This window comes from Pseudomonas sp. No.21 (assembly GCF_054558415.1).
This window is the reverse complement of record NZ_BAAJNO010000003.1, coordinates 220,185-236,672: the sequence shown is the minus strand read 5'-3', so window position 1 is coordinate 236,672 and position 16,488 is coordinate 220,185. Positions and strand designations below refer to the sequence as shown.

The window sequence follows — 16,488 nt, the reverse complement described above, 5'->3', positions numbered from 1 at the left end:
GAAGCACGCTCGGGCGGGCGGATGCCGCCGGGGGAGCCTCCACGGACGGGAGGCGGGCAAGTCTAGCCGATTTGCCAGGCGGGTTTCAGCGGCCGGATGTGCGCACGACCTGGGCGGCCCGGGCGTGATGCAGCGGCCAGCGTTCGGGCCGTGGGTCGGGGGTGCGCCAGGTCCTTATATAGAGGTCCCAGGACGCCTCCACCTCATCGAGCGCAGGCAGGCGCGCCGGGTCGCTCCACAGCAACAGCCGCGCGAAAGCGGCCGCCAGCGTATCGTCATGCCCCAGTGCAACGCGGACCCGCTCATCCACCGGCGGCACCTGGCGGGCATCGCATACCTCGACGGCGACATCCCGGGTCACCGGGCAGCGCAGGACGAAGTGGACCATTTCATCGGGCGACTCCGACTGCCAATAGCTGTGAGGCCCGCCCTTGACCAGTGGGCGCTTCTCCAGCCCGCTTTCCTGCAGGCCGATGGCGAGCAGCATCAATTGCGCCTCGGGACTGTTCATCTCATTGGGCAGCAGGGCCAGGGCCGGCTCGATGACGAGGCGGCTGAGGGAATCGAGCGTCATGGGAACTCCGGAACGAAACGCCCCGTGGAACGGGGCGCGACCAACGCGGATGGGGCACCACCGGCACCCCGTTGAAGCGGAGCAGTATCGCCGGAGCCCAAATCGCTACAACGGACGCGGGGCGGAATCAGCCCGAGCCTACCGGTGTCTGGAACTCTCCTACAGCGCCTCCCCGTTACGCTCGTCCAGCGGCCAGGAAATGGACCTCCTGCCGCCCTCGGGCCCGGTTCCCCGTTCCGGGCCCGAGGTTCATCCGGTCCATTCCCGCACCTGCGCACCTCGCCCCCGAAAAGTCTGAAGAACCCCGCCCGGCACGGGCTGGAGGACTATCTGACCACTCGGATCACGCTAAGCATCTGAAGAAAAAACACTTTTTTCTCAATCAGGCGTTGACAGGGTGAATTAAATCGCTAGAATGCCGACCCACAGACGCGGGATGGAGCAGTCTGGTAGCTCGTCGGGCTCATAACCCGAAGGTCGTTGGTTCAAATCCAGCTCCCGCAACCAAATACGGAAAGGCCACTCGAAAGAGTGGCCTTTTTCGTTTGGGCGTCTTTTCTTAGGCTGGAGCCGCCCCTCTCTCAGCCAGGCCATGCGCCAAGGAAAATATTGCATGACAGGGCTTGGAACTTGCCCGCGCTGCCCACATCCTGTGGCGCACATTGCATGAGGTGCTCGATGCGCGCCAACCCCACCGTTGAAAATCCGCTCTCCGACGATTCCACGCTGCAGGACGAACCCGCGCAACTGCGCTGGCTCGATCGCATAAGCGCCTACCGACAGCCCATCGGGCTGGCCTTCACCCTTCTTCTGTTCACCATCGGCCTGGTCGCCTGCTGGCACCTGCTGCGCGAGCTCGACCCCGATGCGCTGCGTACGGCCGTGCGTGATGTACCCGGCACCAGCCTGCTGCTTGCGATCGGCGCCACGGCGATCGGCTTCGTCGCGCTGATGGGCTACGAGTGGTCCGGTTGCCGCTTCGCTGGGGTCAAGCTGCCCTTCCCGCGCATGGCGCTGGGCAGTTTCTGCGCCACGGGCATCGGCAACGCCATCGGCCTGTCGGTGATCACCGGGGGCTCGGTGCGCTACCGCCTCTATAGCCGCGACAACGTCGGCACCGGCGATATCGCCCGCATCACGCTGTTCGCCAGCCTGGCCCTGGGCAGCGCCCTGCCCCCCCTGGCCGCCGTGGCCGCGCTGAGTGACCTGCCTGCCGCCGCCCAGGCGCTGCGCCTGTCCACCGACCTGGTGGCGATCATCGCCAGCGCCGTGCTCGCCGCCACCGTCATCGCCGTGCTCTGGCTGTCGCGCCTGCGCGAGCCCGTGGCCCCGACCCCGGGTTGCGTGAACATCCGCATCGGCCATCGCACCCTGCGCCTGCCGGGCCTGCAATTGTCCGCATTGCAACTGGTGATCACCCTGGTCGATGTCTGCGCCGCCGCTGCCGTGCTCTATGTACTGCTGCCGGAAGCGCCGCCTCTGGGCGCTTTCCTGCTGGTCTACCTGCTGGCCCTGGCGGCCGGCGTGCTCAGCCATGTGCCGGGCGGTGTAGGCGTGTTCGAAGCCGTGCTGCTGGCGGCCTTCGCCGGGCAACTCGGTGCCGCTCCCCTGGCCGCCGCCCTGCTGCTCTATCGCCTCATCTATGTGGGCCTGCCGCTGATCCTCGCCTGCCTGCTGCTGCTGGCCAACGAGGCGCAACGCTTCCTGCCCGCCGGGCGCCAGGCGGTGCGCGCCGCCTCCGGCCTGGCTGCGCCGGTGCTGTCGCTGATGGTGTTCCTCTCAGGCGTGGTGCTGCTGTTCTCCGGTGCCACCCCGGCCATCGACACCCGCCTGGAGCACCTGAGCTTCCTCATCCCCCATCGCCTGATCGACGCCTCGCACCTGGCCGCCAGCCTGGTGGGCGTGCTCTGCCTGCTGCTCGCCCACGGCCTGCGCCGGCGCCTGTCGGCAGCCTGGGCGCTGACGGTGGTGCTGCTACTGGCCGGTGCCGGGCTGTCGATGCTCAAGGGCTTCGACTGGGAAGAGGCCAGCCTGCTGGTGCTCACCGCGACCCTCCTGGCGATGTTCCGCAATGCCTTCTATCGCCCCAGCCGCCTGCTGGAGATGCCTTTCTCGCCGGTCAACCTGGGCGCCAGCGCCTGCGTGCTGGCCGCGTCGCTGTGGCTGATGTTCTTCGCCTACCAGGACGTGCCCTACAGCCATGAACTGTTCTGGCAGTTCGCCGTGGACGCCGACGCCCCGCGCACCCTGCGTGCGACCCTGGGCAGCGGCCTGTTGCTGGCGGGCCTGGCGCTGATCTGGCTGCTGCGGCCGATCCCCCTGGTGATCCACGAGCCCACCGAGGAAGAACTGCTCAAGGCCGCCGATATCGTCAAGGCATCGGGCCAGCCCGACGGTGGCCTGGTGCTCACCGGCGACAAGGCGCTGCTGTTCCACCCCGAGGAGGACGCCTTCCTGATGTTCGCCCGTCGCGGGCGCAGCCTGGTGGCGCTGTTCGACCCCATCGGCAAGGCCAACCACCGCGCCGAGCTGATCTGGCAGTTCCGCGACCTCTGCGACGTGCACCACGCGCGCCCGGTGTTCTACCAGGTGCGTGCGGAGAACCTGCCTTACTACATGGATATCGGCCTCAGCGCCCTGAAGCTCGGCGAAGAGGCGCGGGTCGACCTGCGCCGCTTCGACCTGGAAGCCAAGAACAAGGCCATGAAGGATCTGCGCTACACCCTCAGCCGGGGCCAGCGCGACGGCCTGTCGATGGAGATATTCGACGCCGGACAGGCGCCGCTGGATGCGCTGCGGGCCATCTCCGAAGCCTGGATGCAGGGCAAGCAGGTGCGCGAGAAGGGCTTCTCCCTGGGCCGTTTCGACCCCGACTACCTCAAGCACTTCCGCATCGCCGTGGTCTCCTTCGAAGGCCAACCCATGGCCTTCGCCAACCTGCTGGAGACCAGCAGCAGCGAGCTGGCCAGTCTGGACCTGATGCGCGTGCACCCCGAGGCGCCCAAGCTGACCATGGAGTTCCTCATGCTCAACCTGCTGCTGCACTTCAAGGAGCGCGGGCATGAGCGCTTCAGCCTCGGCATGGTGCCCCTGGCCGGCCTGCAGCCGCGCCGTGGCGCGCCGCTGACCCAGCGCCTGGGGGCCCTGGTGTTCCGCCGTGGCGAGCAGTTCTACAACTTCCAGGGCCTGCGCCGCTTCAAGGACAAGTTCCAGCCCGAGTGGGAGCCACGCTACATGGCGGTTCCCGCAGGCCTCGACCCGCTGGTGGCGCTGGCCGATACCGCCGCGCTCATCGCCGGCGGCTTCACCGGACTGGTCAAACGCTGAGGGAACCATGCTCAAACGCAACTGGAAGCGCATCCTGGTCGTCGCCCTCCTCCTCGGCATCGGCGTCGGCCTGCTGCTCTGGAGCCGCCCCGCGCCCCAGGCCAGGGTCGAGCAGAAGCGCCTGGCGGATGGCAGCTCCGCGACACTGGCGAGCCCGCCGGCGGACACCAAGGCACGGGTACTGGTCCTGGTGGACAGCGACCAGCAGCCGAAGGAAGCCGAACTGCTGGCCCTGGCCCACGACGGTGCGGCGCGCATCGTCCAGCTCGCCCTGCCGGCCAATGATTGCGATGCCCAGCAGCACCTGCTGCAGAACGCGCGGGACCTGCTCCAGGGCGAACCCACCCTGGTGGCGGGCATAGGCCCGGGAGCCGCCTTCGCCTGGCGCTGGCTGGCCGGCCAGGACAAGGACGAGGCACGCGCCCTGTCCATCGACTTCAGCCTGGAACACGCCGACTGCCCGACCCCGCTGCCCAAGGCCGCCCCCCATGGCCACTGGACCATCGCCTGGAACGACAACCCGGACGACCCCAGTGCCGCCTTCGCCCGGGGCCAGGCCAACGCCGACACCAGCATCAGCGACTACGACACCACCCTGCCCCAGCTGCTCGATGAGCAGTTGCACGCCCTGCTGCAAGGCGAAGGCACGCCGATGCCGGTGGTCGAGGTACCCGCCGCCAAGCCCTCCTCCACCGTCACCCTGTTCTATTCGGGTGACGGCGGCTGGCGTGACCTGGACCGCGCCGTGGCCGAGGAAATGGCCAAGCGCGGCCACTCGGTGGTCGGCATCGATGCGCTGCGCTATTTCTGGCAGCACAAGAGCCCCGAGCAGGGCGCCGCCGACCTCAGCCGCCTGATGAAGCAGTACCGCGAAAAGTGGGGAGCCCAACGCTTCGTGCTGGCGGGCTACTCCTTCGGCGCCGACGTGCTGCCGGCCTTCTATAACCGCCTGCCCAAGGCCGACCAGCAGCAAGTGGACGCCGTCCTCCTGCTGGCGCTGGCGCGCAGTGGCAGCTTCGAGATCGAGGTACAGGGCTGGCTCGGCAAGGCCGGCCAGGAAGCGCCCACAGGCCCGGAGCTGATCAAGCTGCCGGCCGAGAAGGTGCTTTGCGTCTATGGCAAGGAAGAGGCCGGCGAGAGCGGCTGCACCCAGCCCGGCGCCCCAGGCGAAGTGCTGGCGCTGCCCGGCGGCCACCACTACGACGAAAACTACCCCGCCCTGGCGGAACGCCTGGTCGCCGCCATCGCCAAGCGCCAGCCCACCCCATGACGCCGCCTGCCCGCTACCCGCCAGGTAGCGGGCAGCGCGACCCTTGATCTGCTTCATTTTCACTTAAGCCACGGCCGCTAAACTGGGAACAAGCCCGCCGCTACGATGCGGGACAACAAGGAGCCGTGATGACCACCCAAACGTCCCGCTACGGGACACTCTCAATCGCGTTGCACTGGCTGATGCTGCTGCTGATTGCCGCCGTCTACGCCACCATCGAGCTGAAGGGCAACTTTCCCAAGGGCAGCGAAACCCGCGAACTGCTCAAGCAATGGCACTTCATGCTGGGCCTCTCGGTGTTCGCCCTGGTAGTGGTGCGCATCGCCGCGCGCTTCCTCTCGCCCACCCCGCCGATCACACCGAACCCGCCGGCCTGGCAGAACGCCCTGGCCAAACTCGCGCACCTGGCGCTGTACGGCCTGATGCTGGGCCTGCCGCTGGCGGGCTGGCTGATCCTCAGCGCGGCCGGCAAGCCGATCCCCTTCTTCGGTTTCGAGCTGCCGCCGTTGATCGACAAGAACCCCGACCTCGCCGGGCAGATCAAGGAAGTGCACGAGACCGTGGCCGTTCTCGGCTACTGGCTGATCGGCCTGCACGCGGCGGCGGCCTTGTTCCACCACTTCATCAGCAAGGACGACACCGTGCGGCGCATGCTGCCGGGGCGGGATTGAGTCCTGCCCTCCGGGCCCGTGCCCGGGCCGCTGACTGGTCCCATCCATGAAAAAGCCCGGGCATGCCCGGGCTTTTTTTCATCGCGGCGAACACCGTCGCCGGCTAGATCTCCACCTGGGTGCCGAGCTCGATCACGCGGTTGAGCGGCAGGTTGAAGTAGCGCAGGTTGCCGTTGGCGTTCTTCAGCAGGAAGGCGAACAGGGCCTCGCGCCAGCGCGCCATGCCGATCAGCTTGGACGGGATCACCGTCTCGCGGCTGAGGAAGTAGGTGGTGCGCATGGGGCTGAAATCCAGCTCGTTGAGGTGACACAGCTTCAGGGCCTGGGGGATGTCCGGGTCCTCGATGAAACCGAAGTGCAGCACCACGCGGAAGAAGCCCTCGCCATAGGCATCCACCTCGAAGCGTCGCTCCGGCAGAACCCTCGGGCTGTCTTCGTTGACCACGGTAAGCAGGATCACCTGCTCGTGCAGCACCTGGTTGTGCAGCAGGTTGTGCAACAACGCGTGAGGCACGGCATCGGAGCGCGCGGTGAGGAATACGGCGGTGCCCTGCACGCGGTGCGGTGGCTGCGAGCGAATGCTGGCGATGAACAGCGGCAGGGGCAGCGAACCCTCGTCGAGACGCTCCACCAGCAGCTGGCGCCCCCGCTTCCAGGTGGTCATGAGGATGAACAGGGCGAGACCGGCGATCACCGGGAAGGCACCGCCCTGGATGACCTTGGGCAGGTTGGCGGCGAAGAACAGCGCATCCACCAGCAACAGCAGCAGGAAGAACGGCACGGCCAGCCACAGCGACCACTTCCACAGCAACCAGATCACCACGCCCATCAGCAGGGTGGTGATCAGCATGGTGCCGGTCACCGCCACGCCATAGGCCGAGGCCAGCGCCGCCGAGGACTCGAAGCCCAGCACCAGCAGTACCACGCCGACCATCAGCGCCCAGTTCACCGCCGGGATGTAGATCTGTCCCTGCTCCTGGCTGGAGGTGTGCTGGATGAACATGCGCGGCACGTAGCCGAGCTGGATCGCCTGGCGGGTCAGCGAGAAAGCGCCCGAAATCACCGCCTGGGAGGCGATGACGGTCGCCGCCGTGGACAGCGCCACCATCGGCAGCAGGGCCCAGCCGGGGGCCGTCAGGTAGAAGGGGTTACGCGCAGCCTCCGGGTTGACCAGGATGGTCGCGCCCTGGCCGAAGTAGTTCAGCACCAGCGCCGGCAGCACCAGGGCGAACCAGGCGCGGGCGATGGGCTTGCGGCCGAAGTGGCCCATGTCGGCGTACAACGCCTCGGCACCGGTCAGCGCCAGCACCGTGGCGCCGAGGATGGCCACACCTATGCCGGGGTGGGAGACGAAGAAATTGATCGCCCAGGTCGGGCTCATCGCCTTGAGCACTTCCGGCTCCTGCGACACGCCATAGATGCCCAGGGCCGCGAGGGCGAGGAACCAGGCCACCATCACCGGCCCGAAGAGGATGCCGATGCGCGTGGTGCCGTGCTTCTGGATCAGGAACAGGCCGACGAGCACGATCAGCGACAGGGGCACCACCCAGTGCTCCAGCCCGTCGAAGGCGATCTCCAGGCCCTCGATGGCGGAGAGCACCGAGATCGCCGGGGTGATCATGCTGTCACCGTAGAACAGCGCGGCGCCGATCAGGCCGGCGATCACCACCATCGCCTGCAAGCGCTGACGCCCGGCAGCGGCACGGCGGGCCAGCGCCGACAGGGCCATCACCCCGCCCTCACCCTCGTTGTCGGCGCGCAGCACGAAGATCACGTACTTGATCGACACCACCCAGATCAGCGACCAGAAGATCAGCGAAAGCACGCCGAGCACGCCATCGTGGTTGGCCTGCACGCCATAACCACCGATGAAGACTTCCTTCAGGGTGTACAGCGGGCTGGTGCCGATATCGCCGTAGCAGACGCCCACGGCGCCGACCATCAGGCCGATCGCGGAGCTGGAATGGGGCTGTTCATGTTCAACGGCGCCGGCGCTTGCATCGGACATGTAACAAGATTCCTCAAGAAAAATTCCGCGCATCCTGCTCCGACCCATTCGTCGTTGCAAGAGTCGGGCGGTGTGGTCCTGACTGACTATAGAGCCTGCCCCCTACAATTACCGGGCATCGCGAGCCTTGACCGGCCTGCGACAGCTTGTCCCAAAGAAGCTGGTCAAGTGCGCGGGCTGCCGCTAGAATTGCGCACTTTTTGATCAGAGGCACCCAGCGAGGTGCCCTTCGAGGTTAGCCGCCAATGTCCACCGCAACGCCCAAAGTCGGTTTCGTATCCCTTGGTTGCCCAAAAGCCACGGTCGACTCCGAACGCATCCTCACCCAGCTGCGCATGGAAGGGTACGAGATCGTCCCGACCTACCAGGATGCCGACGTCGTGGTGGTCAACACCTGCGGCTTCATCGACAGCGCCAAGGCCGAGTCCCTGGACGTGATCGGTGAAGCCATCGCCGAGAACGGCAAGGTCATCGTCACCGGCTGCATGGGCGTGGCCGAGGACAGCATCCGCAACGTGCACCCCAGCGTGCTCGCCGTCACCGGCCCGCAGCAATACGAGCAGGTGGTCAACGCGGTGCACGAGGTGATCCCGCCGAAAGCCGAGCACAACCCGCTGATCGACCTGGTGCCGCCGCAAGGCATCAAGCTGACTCCCCGCCATTACGCGTACCTGAAGATTTCCGAGGGCTGCAACCACACCTGCAGCTTCTGCATCATCCCGTCCATGCGCGGCAAGCTGGTCAGCCGCCCGGTGGGCGACGTGCTGAGCGAAGCCGAGCGCCTGGTCAAGGCTGGCGTGAAGGAGCTGCTGGTGATCTCCCAGGACACCAGCGCCTACGGCGTCGACGTCAAGTACAAGACCGACTTCTGGAACGGCCAGCCGGTGAAGACCCGCATGCTGGAGCTGTGCCAGGCGCTGTCGAGCATGGGCGTGTGGGTGCGCCTGCACTACGTCTACCCGTACCCGAACGTCGACGACGTGATCCCGCTGATGGCCGCCGGCAAGCTGCTGCCCTACCTGGACATCCCTTTCCAGCACGCCAGCCCGAAGGTGCTCAAGGCCATGAAGCGCCCCGCCTTCGAAGACAAGACCCTGGCGCGCATCAAGAAGTGGCGCGAGATCTGCCCCGAGCTGACCATCCGCTCCACCTTCATCGTCGGCTTCCCCGGCGAGACCGAGGAAGACTTCCAGTACCTGCTCGACTGGCTGAGCGAAGCCCAGCTGGATCGCGTCGGCTGCTTCCAGTACTCCCCGGTCGAAGGCGCCCCGGCCAATGACCTGGGCCTGGAGCCGGTGCCCGACGACATCAAGCAGGAGCGCTGGGAGCGCTTCATGGCGCACCAGCAGGCGATCTCCGCCGAGCGCCTGCAACTGAAGATCGGCAAGGAGATCGAGGTCCTGATCGACGAAGTGGACGAGCAAGGCGCGGTCGGCCGCTCCTTCGCCGATGCCCCGGAGATCGACGGCAGCGTATTCATCGACAGCACCGACCTGAAGCCGGGCGACAAGGTGATGGTCCGCGTGGTCGATGCCGACGAGTACGACCTCTGGGCCGAGCGCGTCTGAAACTGCGCTGAGCCATGAAAAAGCCCCGCCGATGCGGGGCTTTTTCATGGGGGGCGGAAAACCGGGCTGAAGTCCGGGCTGCGGTGGGATGGGGTTGGCATTGGCTCGCGCCCGTTGTCGGCTCGACCTTGCACCCCAGCGATGCTGGCCTATACAGGAAGCTCTCGACCAAGGAAGACCCACATGCCGAAGATGAACCACCAGGACGCCCACGAGCTGATCGCCACCCTGCGCTACGCCGTCAACGAATCCTTCGAGAAGAACCAGAAGCTCTCGAACTTCGACCCCGAAGCCCACAACCTGTGCATCGCTCACTGCACCTTCAACAACGCCCCGCCGCTGAACCTGTTTTCCTTCTCGGCCATGAGCTCCTTCAGCAAGACGGCGCTGAACAAGCTGGTGCACGAGTGGGGCGTGGAATTCGTACCGGACGTGGCGACCCATATCCGCACCTTCGCCTGCGGCGGCATGGGCCAGTTCCACACCGAGCCCCGGCTGATCAACTACATCCATGGGCGCCCGGGCTTCATCGGCCATCTCACCGACGTGACCCTGGTCAGCGAGATCGACTGCTGCGGCACCTGCGTGCCCCACAGCATCAACGCCTTCAAGCAGACCTTCACCGACGTGCAGGTGCACATCATCGAACTGGGCATGAAACCCAGCCTGGGGATCGGCCCGCAATACGGCTACGCCCACCTCTATTGATCGCGAGAAATGCCATGAACCGCCACGTCACCCTCTTTCACTGCCCGCACACCCGCTCGTCCGGCGTCCTCACGCTGCTGGAGGAACTGGGCGCCGATTACGAGCTGCACCTGATGAACATGCACAAGGGCGAGCAGCGACAGCCCGCCTACCTGGCGATCAACCCGATGGGCAAGGTGCCGGCCCTCCGCCATGGGGAAACCATCATCACCGAGCAGGTCGCGGTCTACCTGTATCTCGCCGACCTGTATGCCGACGCCGGGCTCACGCCGTCGCTGGACAGCCCGCAGCGCGGCGCTTTCCTGCGCTGGATGGTGTTCTCCGGCACCTGCTTCGAACCGGCGGTGGTGGATCACGCGCTGCAACGCGCGCCCGTGGAGCCCTCCCGCTCGCCCTATGGCGACTTCGCCACCGTGCTCGATACCCTGGCCAACCACCTGCAGGGGCGGACCTGGATGCTGGGGGACAGCTACAGCGTCGCCGACGTGCTCTGGGGCACCGCGCTGAACTGGACCATGGCCTTCGGCCTGATCCCCGAGCGGCCGGTGTTCCGCGCCTACGTCGAGCGCTTCCTCGCACGCCCCGCAGTGCAACGGGCGAGGGCCAGGGACGTCGAGCTCGCCGAGAGCCAGAAGGCGGAATGAGGCGAAACGGCGGAATGCCGGCGCATTCCGCCCCTCGATAATGCCGCCGCGTGAGGCAGCGCCAGGCTAGGGTATCGACCTCACCCGATCAGCGACGAGGTTTCCATGCATCACTACTTCAGCCTCCAGGGCCGCACCGCCCTGGTGACCGGCGGCACCCGCGGCATCGGCAGGATGATCGCCCAGGGCTTCCTCGAAGCCGGCGCCCGCGTGTTCATCTGTGCCCGCAACGCCGAGGCCTGTGCCGAGACCGCGGCCGAGCTTTCCGTCTACGGCGAGTGCATCGGCCTGGCCGCCGACCTCTCCAGCGAGGAAGGCGCCAAGGCCCTGGCCAGCGAGCTGGCCGGGCGCATCGAGCACCTCGACATTCTGGTCAACAACGCCGGCACCACCTGGGGTGCGCCCCTGGAAAGCTACCCGGTCAAGGGCTGGGAAAAGGTCATGCAGCTCAACGTCACCTCGGTGTTCAGCTGCATCCAGCAACTGCTGCCGTTGCTGCGCAAGGCCGGCAGCGCGCAGAACCCGGCGCGGGTGATCAACATCGGCTCGGTGGCCGGCATCAGCTCCCTGGGCGAACAGGCCTACGCCTATGGCCCGAGCAAGGCGGCCCTGCACCAGCTATCGCGCATGCTGGCCAAGGAGCTGGTGGCCGACCATATCAACGTCAACGTGATCGCGCCCGGCCGCTTCCCCAGCAAGATGACCCAGTTCATCGCCAACGACAGCGAGGCCCTGGCCGCCGATGTCGCGCACATCCCCATGAAACGCTGGGGCCGCGAGGAGGAGATGTCCGCCCTGGCCCTGAGCCTGGCCAGCACCGCCGGCGCCTACATGACCGGCAACATCATCCCCATCGACGGCGGCTTCCACCTCTGATGGCACTGCGCAGGCCGCCGGGCGACGGCGGCTTGCGCAAGGCGCCACCGGGGCGCTAGGGTAGCCCCGCCACCGCCCCGGATACCCGCACCATGCGCCTGTTCACCCTGCTCCTTTCGCTCGCCCTCGCCGCCCCGGCCTTCGCCGCGCCGGCGCCGTTCTACCTCTGGCAGAGCAAGCAGGATGGCCGCTACAGCTGCGCCCAGGTGCAACCTGGCGAAGGCTGGCTGCGCCACAGCGGCCCCTACCGCGACGCGGGTTGCCGGGTTCCCCTCGACGCTCCGATCCGCAGCCGCTGAGCCCATCGTCATGTCGCATTCCGTCTCGCCCGTGGGCATCGTTCGCTCCTGCTTCAAGGAAAAATTCGCCATCCCCCGCCAGCCGCACCTGGCGCCCGCCGCGCGCGGCATACTGGAACTGCTGCCGCCCTTCGACAGCGGCGATGCGGTGCAGGGGCTGGAGGAGGTCAGCCACGTCTGGCTGCTGTTCCTCTTCCACCAGGCGCTGGAAGACAAACCGCGCCTGAAAGTGCGCCCGCCCAGGTTGGGCGGCAACCGTTCCCTGGGGGTGTTCGCCACACGCTCGACCCACAGGCCCAACGGCATCGGCCAGTCGGTGGTGAAGCTGGACAAGGTCGAAGCCGGGCGGCTCTGGCTCTCGGGCATCGACCTGCTGGACGGCACCCCGGTCCTGGACATCAAGCCCTATGTCCCCTACGTCGACCGCCAGGACGGCGCCACCAACCGCATCGCCGAGGCGGCGCCGGAGCCGATTCCGGTGGAGTGGGACGACGCGGCGCTGGTCCAGGCCCGCGAGCACGCCCTGCGCCTGGGCGAACCGCTGGTGGAGCTGGTCGAGCAGTGCCTGGGCCAGGACCCGCGTCCGGCCTACCAGCAGCCGGAGCCGGAGCGCCGCTATGGCGCGCGCCTCTGGGACCTGGACGTGCGCTGGCACTACCCGCGCCCGGGGCTGATCCGCGTGCTGGAAATCAGCCCTTCGGCCTGAACGCTCCCTAACGGGCCGCGTTGAGCGCCAGCACATCCGCCTCGATGACGTCCTGCTGGACGATCAGCGGGTTCACCAGCGGGCGGCTGGCGAGAAAGTGCGGTGTCTCCATATGCGCCTCGAAGGCCGCCTCGTCGGTGTAGACCTCGTAAAGCCACACCAGGTCCGGGTCGCTGCGATCACGCAATACGTCGAACACCAGACAGCCGGGTTCATCGCGCACGGAGGCGGCGGCGTTGACGCGCATGGCATCCATGAAGGCATCGAGGCTGCCGGGCTTGAGCTGGGTCTTGAGCAGAAGGCAATACACGTTTGACTCCTTTTGTTTTATATTTCCTGGAAATTGTATACAAAAAAAGGAATCCCGCTCATGCCTGTCCGTCCGAGCCGCCTCAATGGTCTCCGCCACCTGGCGATCGTGGTACCCAACCTCGAGGAGTGCGAACGTTTCTACGTGGACATCCTCGGCATGCAGGTGCTCAACCGCGCCCACGAGGACCTGGTCTACCTCACCTGCGGTAACGACAACCTTTCCCTGGGCCGCTCCGACGTGCCCAGCAGCGGCATGCAGGCGGTGGATCACTATGGCTTCGTGGTGGATAGCCTGGACGAGCTACACGCTTGGTACGACTACCTCAAGGCCTGCGGCGTGACCCTGCTCGACCGTCCCTTCGCCCATGGCGACGGCGCCCACAGCTTCCACATGCTGGACCCGGCGGGGAACAAGATCCAGCCGATCTACCACCCGGCAATCTCCGGCCAACGCTTCGGCTCGCCGCTCTGAACGCATTCAGAGGGTCCCCGCGTTCGCGGGGATGAAGGCCGGACCAGGATCACGGAAACGAAAAAGCCCGCCGATCGGCGGGCTTTCTCATGACGCTGGCGGCGGTTACTTCTCGACGAATGCACGCTCGATCAGGTAGTCGCCGGGCTCGCGCATGCGCGGGGAGATCTTCAGGCCGAAGCTGTCGAGGACCTGGCTGGTCTCGTCGAGCATGCTGGGGCTGCCGCAGATCATCGCGCGGTCGTCCTGCGGGTTGATCGGCGGCAGGCCGATGTCGGTGAACAGCTTGCCGCTGCGCATCAGGTCGGTCAGGCGGCCCTGGTTCTCGAAGGGCTCGCGGGTGACGGTGGGGTAGTAGATCAGCTTGTCACGCAGCGCCTCGCCGAAGAACTCGTTCTGCGGCAGGTGCTCGGTGATGAACTCGCGGTAGGCGACCTCGTTCACGTAGCGCACGCCGTGGACCAGGATCACCTTCTCGAAGCGCTCGTAGGTTTCCGGGTCCTGGATCACGCTCATGAAGGGCGCGAGGCCGGTGCCAGTGCTCAGCAGGTACAGGTGCTTGCCGGGGTTGAGGTCGTCGAGCACCAGCGTGCCGGTGGGCTTCTTGCTGATGATGATCTCGTCGCCTTCCTTCAGGTGCTGCAGCTGGGAGGTCAGCGGACCATCCGGCACCTTGATGCTGAAGAACTCCAGGTGCTCTTCCCAGTTGGGGCTGGCGATGGAATACGCACGCATGAGCGGGCGGCCGTTGGGCTGCTGCAGGCCGATCATGACGAACTGGCCGTTCTCGAAGCGCAGGCCCGGGTCGCGGGTGCACTTGAAGCTGAACAGCGTATCGTTCCAGTGGTGAACGCTGAGGACGCGCTCGGAGTTCATGTTGCTCATTTACGGGGGCTCCGAAAATTGGAATGTCGCCAGCGCCTCGGGGCGCAATTGCGCGACATTGTATTGATAGCCACAATATCTGTTAACTGGATTATCAAGATATAGGTTATCGGTTATATCGATATGCGATTCACACTCCGTCAACTCCAGGTATTCGTCAGCGTCGCCCAGCAGGGCAGCGTCTCCCGTGCCGCCGAATCGCTGTCGCTGTCGCAGTCCGCGGCGAGCACCTCGCTGACCGAACTGGAGCGGCAGTCCGGCTGCCAGCTGTTCGATCGCGTCGGCAAGCGCCTCAGCCTCAACGCCCTGGGCCACCAGTTGCTGCCCCAGGCCGTGGGGCTGCTGGACCAGGCCCGGGAGATCGAGGCGCTGCTCAACGGCAAGAGCGGCTTCGGCTCCCTCGCGGTCGGCGCCACGCTCACGGTGGGCAATTACCTGGCGACACTGCTGATCGGCAGCTTCATGCAGCGCCACCCGGAGTGCCAGGTGAGGCTGCATGTGCAGAACACGATGAATATCGTCCAGCAGATCGCCCACTACGAACTTGATCTGGGTCTAATCGAAGGCGATTGCCAGCATCCGGATATCGAGGTCCTGCCTTGGGTGGAGGACGAACTCGTGGTGTTCTGCGCCCCCGGCCATCGCCTGGCCGAAAGCGGCCATGCCTCGCTGGAGGAACTCAGCCGCGAGGCCTGGATCCTCCGCGAACAGGGCTCGGGCACGCGCCTGACCTTCGACCAGGCCATGCGTCACCACCCCACCCCGCTGAACATCCGCCTGGAGCTGGAACACACCGAAGCGATCAAGCGTGCCGTGGAGTCGGGCCTGGGCATCAGCTGCATCTCGCGGCTGGCGCTGCGCGACGCCTTCCGCCGGGGCAGCCTGGTGCCGCTGGAGACGCCGGGGATCGACCTGCGCCGGCAGTTCTACTTCATCTGGCACCGGCAGAAGTACCAGACCGCGGCGATGCGTGAATTCCTCGACCAGTGCCGCGAACTGACGGCGGGTGTGCAACGCAGCGACCAGATCGTGCTGCCATCGATCGCCTGATCAACCCAGCAGGATGGTGGCCCAGACGGCGGTGATCAGGCTCAGGGCGACGAACTGGGCGGCGCTACCCATGTCCTTGGCGTTCTTCGACAGGGGGTGGCGATCCAGGGAGATACGGTCGATGGCCGCCTCCACCGCCGAATTGAGCAGCTCGACGATCAGCGCCAGCAGGCAGGCGGCGATCATCAGTGCACGCTCGCCACGGCTGACGTCGAGGAAGAAGGCGATGGGGATCAGCACGACGTTGAGCAGCACCAGCTGGCGGAACGCGGCTTCGCCGGTGAAGGCTGCGCGCATGCCGTCCAGGGAATAGCCGGCGGCATTGAGGATACGCTTGAGGCCGGTCTGGCCCTTGAATGGCGATGACATAGAGGCGGGACTGCTTGGTAAGGAGGCCGCAGGCTAACCCGCGACGAATCAAAATTGCGTGAAAACCGCCGGCTCAGGCCGAGGGAATCGATTCCATCTGTTGCAACAGCAAGGCGGCCTGGGTGCGGGTGCGCACGCCGAGCTTGCGGAAGATCGCGGTGACGTGGGCCTTGACGGTAGCCTCGGACACGCTGAGCTCGAAGGCGATCTGCTTGTTCAACAAGCCCTCGCAGACCATGGTCAATACGCGGAACTGCTGCGGGGTCAGGCTGGCGAGACCGGCGCTGGCCGCCTTGGCCTCGGCGGAAACGGCAACGCTTTCCTCCACCTGCGGCGGCCACCAGGCATCACCATCGAGCACCGCGCGCACGGCGCTCTGGATCACTTCCAGGGGGCTGGACTTGGGGATGAAACCGCTGGCGCCGAATTCGCGGGAGCGGACCACCACCGCCGCTTCTTCCTGGGCGGAAATCATCACCACGGGAATCTGCGGATACTGGCCTCGCAACAGCACCAGGCCGGAGAAACCGTAGGCGCCGGGCATGTTCAGGTCGAGCAGGACCAGGTCCCAGTCGGCCTTTTCAGCGAGGCGCGATTCGAGTTCGGCGATGCTGGCCACCTCGACCAGGCGCACATCCGGGCCGAGGCCGAGGGTCAGGGCCTGGTGCAAGGCACTGCGGAACAACGGGTGATCATCGGCGATGAGGATTTCGTATGCGGCCATGGGCGAGTCCTTTTTCTTGTGGGCC

Annotated in this window: 17 protein-coding genes and 1 tRNA gene; 12 read left to right on the top strand and 6 right to left on the bottom strand. The window is 66.3% G+C overall.

The genetic code is table 11. The features are described 5' to 3' along the window. Nucleotides 1-85: 85 nt before the first annotated feature. Complete coding sequence (locus ACYJSS_RS06875; RefSeq protein ID WP_111261735.1) at nt 86-574, bottom strand: hypothetical protein; 489 nt, start codon at nt 572-574, stop codon at nt 86-88. Nucleotides 575-1,004: 430 nt separating this feature from the next. On the opposite strand from ACYJSS_RS06875, the gene ACYJSS_RS06870 reads away from it, so the two are divergent. The 4 genes from ACYJSS_RS06870 to ACYJSS_RS06855 all read left to right on the top strand — a co-directional run bounded on the left by ACYJSS_RS06870 (nt 1,005) and on the right by ACYJSS_RS06855 (nt 5,842). Further along, a tRNA-Met gene (locus ACYJSS_RS06870) sits at nt 1,005-1,081 on the top strand. A 171-nt stretch (nt 1,082-1,252) separates the two neighbouring features. Continuing rightward, entirely contained in the window at nt 1,253-3,901 is a 2,649-nt protein-coding gene (gene mprF / locus ACYJSS_RS06865; protein WP_236204536.1) for a bifunctional lysylphosphatidylglycerol flippase/synthetase MprF, read from the top strand. A gap of 7 nt (nt 3,902-3,908) precedes the next feature. Next, nucleotides 3,909-5,171, top strand: coding sequence for a virulence factor family protein (locus ACYJSS_RS06860; protein ID WP_236204537.1), 1,263 nt, complete (start codon nt 3,909-3,911; stop codon nt 5,169-5,171). A gap of 128 nt (nt 5,172-5,299) precedes the next feature. After that, nucleotides 5,300-5,842 (top strand): cytochrome b, encoded by a 543-nt coding sequence (locus tag ACYJSS_RS06855; RefSeq protein ID WP_111261738.1) that lies wholly within the window; start codon nt 5,300-5,302, stop codon nt 5,840-5,842. A 103-nt stretch (nt 5,843-5,945) separates the two neighbouring features. Here the strand turns inward: ACYJSS_RS06855 and ACYJSS_RS06850 are convergent, their stop codons facing one another. Further along, the gene (locus ACYJSS_RS06850) at nt 5,946-7,850 is read right to left on the bottom strand and encodes a potassium transporter Kup (protein WP_111261739.1); all 1,905 of its coding nucleotides are present in this window, start codon (nt 7,848-7,850) and stop codon (nt 5,946-5,948) included. A gap of 245 nt (nt 7,851-8,095) precedes the next feature. On the opposite strand from ACYJSS_RS06850, the gene rimO reads away from it, so the two are divergent. The 6 genes from rimO to tsaA all read left to right on the top strand — a co-directional run bounded on the left by rimO (nt 8,096) and on the right by tsaA (nt 12,651). Further along, nucleotides 8,096-9,418, top strand: a complete 1,323-nt coding sequence (gene rimO / locus ACYJSS_RS06845) for a 30S ribosomal protein S12 methylthiotransferase RimO (RefSeq protein ID WP_111261740.1) — start codon at nt 8,096-8,098, stop codon at nt 9,416-9,418. 183 nt (nt 9,419-9,601) lie between these two features. Then, the gene (locus ACYJSS_RS06840; RefSeq protein ID WP_173171803.1) at nt 9,602-10,126 is read left to right on the top strand and encodes a hypothetical protein; all 525 of its coding nucleotides are present in this window, start codon (nt 9,602-9,604) and stop codon (nt 10,124-10,126) included. Between the two features lie 14 nt (nt 10,127-10,140). Beyond that, a complete protein-coding gene (locus tag ACYJSS_RS06835; protein WP_236204538.1) occupies nt 10,141-10,770 on the top strand; it encodes a glutathione S-transferase family protein in 630 nt (209 codons plus the stop codon). Nucleotides 10,771-10,875: 105 nt separating this feature from the next. Continuing rightward, nucleotides 10,876-11,646 carry an SDR family oxidoreductase gene (locus ACYJSS_RS06830; protein ID WP_111261743.1) on the top strand — a complete coding sequence of 257 codons (771 nt, stop codon included), beginning with the start codon at nt 10,876-10,878 and terminating at the stop codon, nt 11,644-11,646. Nucleotides 11,647-11,738: 92 nt separating this feature from the next. After that, complete coding sequence (locus tag ACYJSS_RS06825) at nt 11,739-11,945, top strand: hypothetical protein (RefSeq protein WP_111261744.1); 207 nt, start codon at nt 11,739-11,741, stop codon at nt 11,943-11,945. A gap of 10 nt (nt 11,946-11,955) precedes the next feature. Then, nucleotides 11,956-12,651 (top strand): tRNA (N6-threonylcarbamoyladenosine(37)-N6)-methyltransferase TrmO, encoded by a 696-nt coding sequence (gene tsaA, locus ACYJSS_RS06820; protein WP_236204539.1) that lies wholly within the window; start codon nt 11,956-11,958, stop codon nt 12,649-12,651. 7 nt (nt 12,652-12,658) lie between these two features. Here the strand turns inward: tsaA and ACYJSS_RS06815 are convergent, their stop codons facing one another. After that, nucleotides 12,659-12,961 (bottom strand): putative quinol monooxygenase, encoded by a 303-nt coding sequence (locus ACYJSS_RS06815; RefSeq protein WP_111261746.1) that lies wholly within the window; start codon nt 12,959-12,961, stop codon nt 12,659-12,661. A gap of 60 nt (nt 12,962-13,021) precedes the next feature. Between ACYJSS_RS06815 and ACYJSS_RS06810 the strand changes: the two genes are divergently transcribed. Then, the gene (locus ACYJSS_RS06810; protein ID WP_236204540.1) at nt 13,022-13,435 is read left to right on the top strand and encodes a VOC family protein; all 414 of its coding nucleotides are present in this window, start codon (nt 13,022-13,024) and stop codon (nt 13,433-13,435) included. Between the two features lie 105 nt (nt 13,436-13,540). Here ACYJSS_RS06810 and fpr read toward each other — a convergent pair whose 3' ends face one another. Continuing rightward, a complete protein-coding gene (fpr, locus tag ACYJSS_RS06805) occupies nt 13,541-14,320 on the bottom strand; it encodes a ferredoxin-NADP reductase (RefSeq protein WP_111261748.1) in 780 nt (259 codons plus the stop codon). Between the two features lie 123 nt (nt 14,321-14,443). Here fpr and ACYJSS_RS06800 point away from each other — a divergent pair, with 123 nt between their 5' ends. Continuing rightward, nucleotides 14,444-15,370, top strand: a complete 927-nt coding sequence (locus tag ACYJSS_RS06800; protein WP_236204541.1) for a LysR family transcriptional regulator — start codon at nt 14,444-14,446, stop codon at nt 15,368-15,370. Here the strand turns inward: ACYJSS_RS06800 and ACYJSS_RS06795 are convergent, their stop codons facing one another. Beyond that, nucleotides 15,371-15,739: a diacylglycerol kinase gene (locus ACYJSS_RS06795; protein WP_021222523.1), complete on the bottom strand. Its 369-nt coding sequence runs from the start codon at nt 15,737-15,739 to the stop codon at nt 15,371-15,373. It lies immediately after the preceding gene. Between the two features lie 73 nt (nt 15,740-15,812). After that, nucleotides 15,813-16,463 (bottom strand): response regulator transcription factor ErdR, encoded by a 651-nt coding sequence (gene erdR / locus ACYJSS_RS06790; RefSeq protein ID WP_111261750.1) that lies wholly within the window; start codon nt 16,461-16,463, stop codon nt 15,813-15,815. Nucleotides 16,464-16,488: the final 25 nt, after the last annotated feature.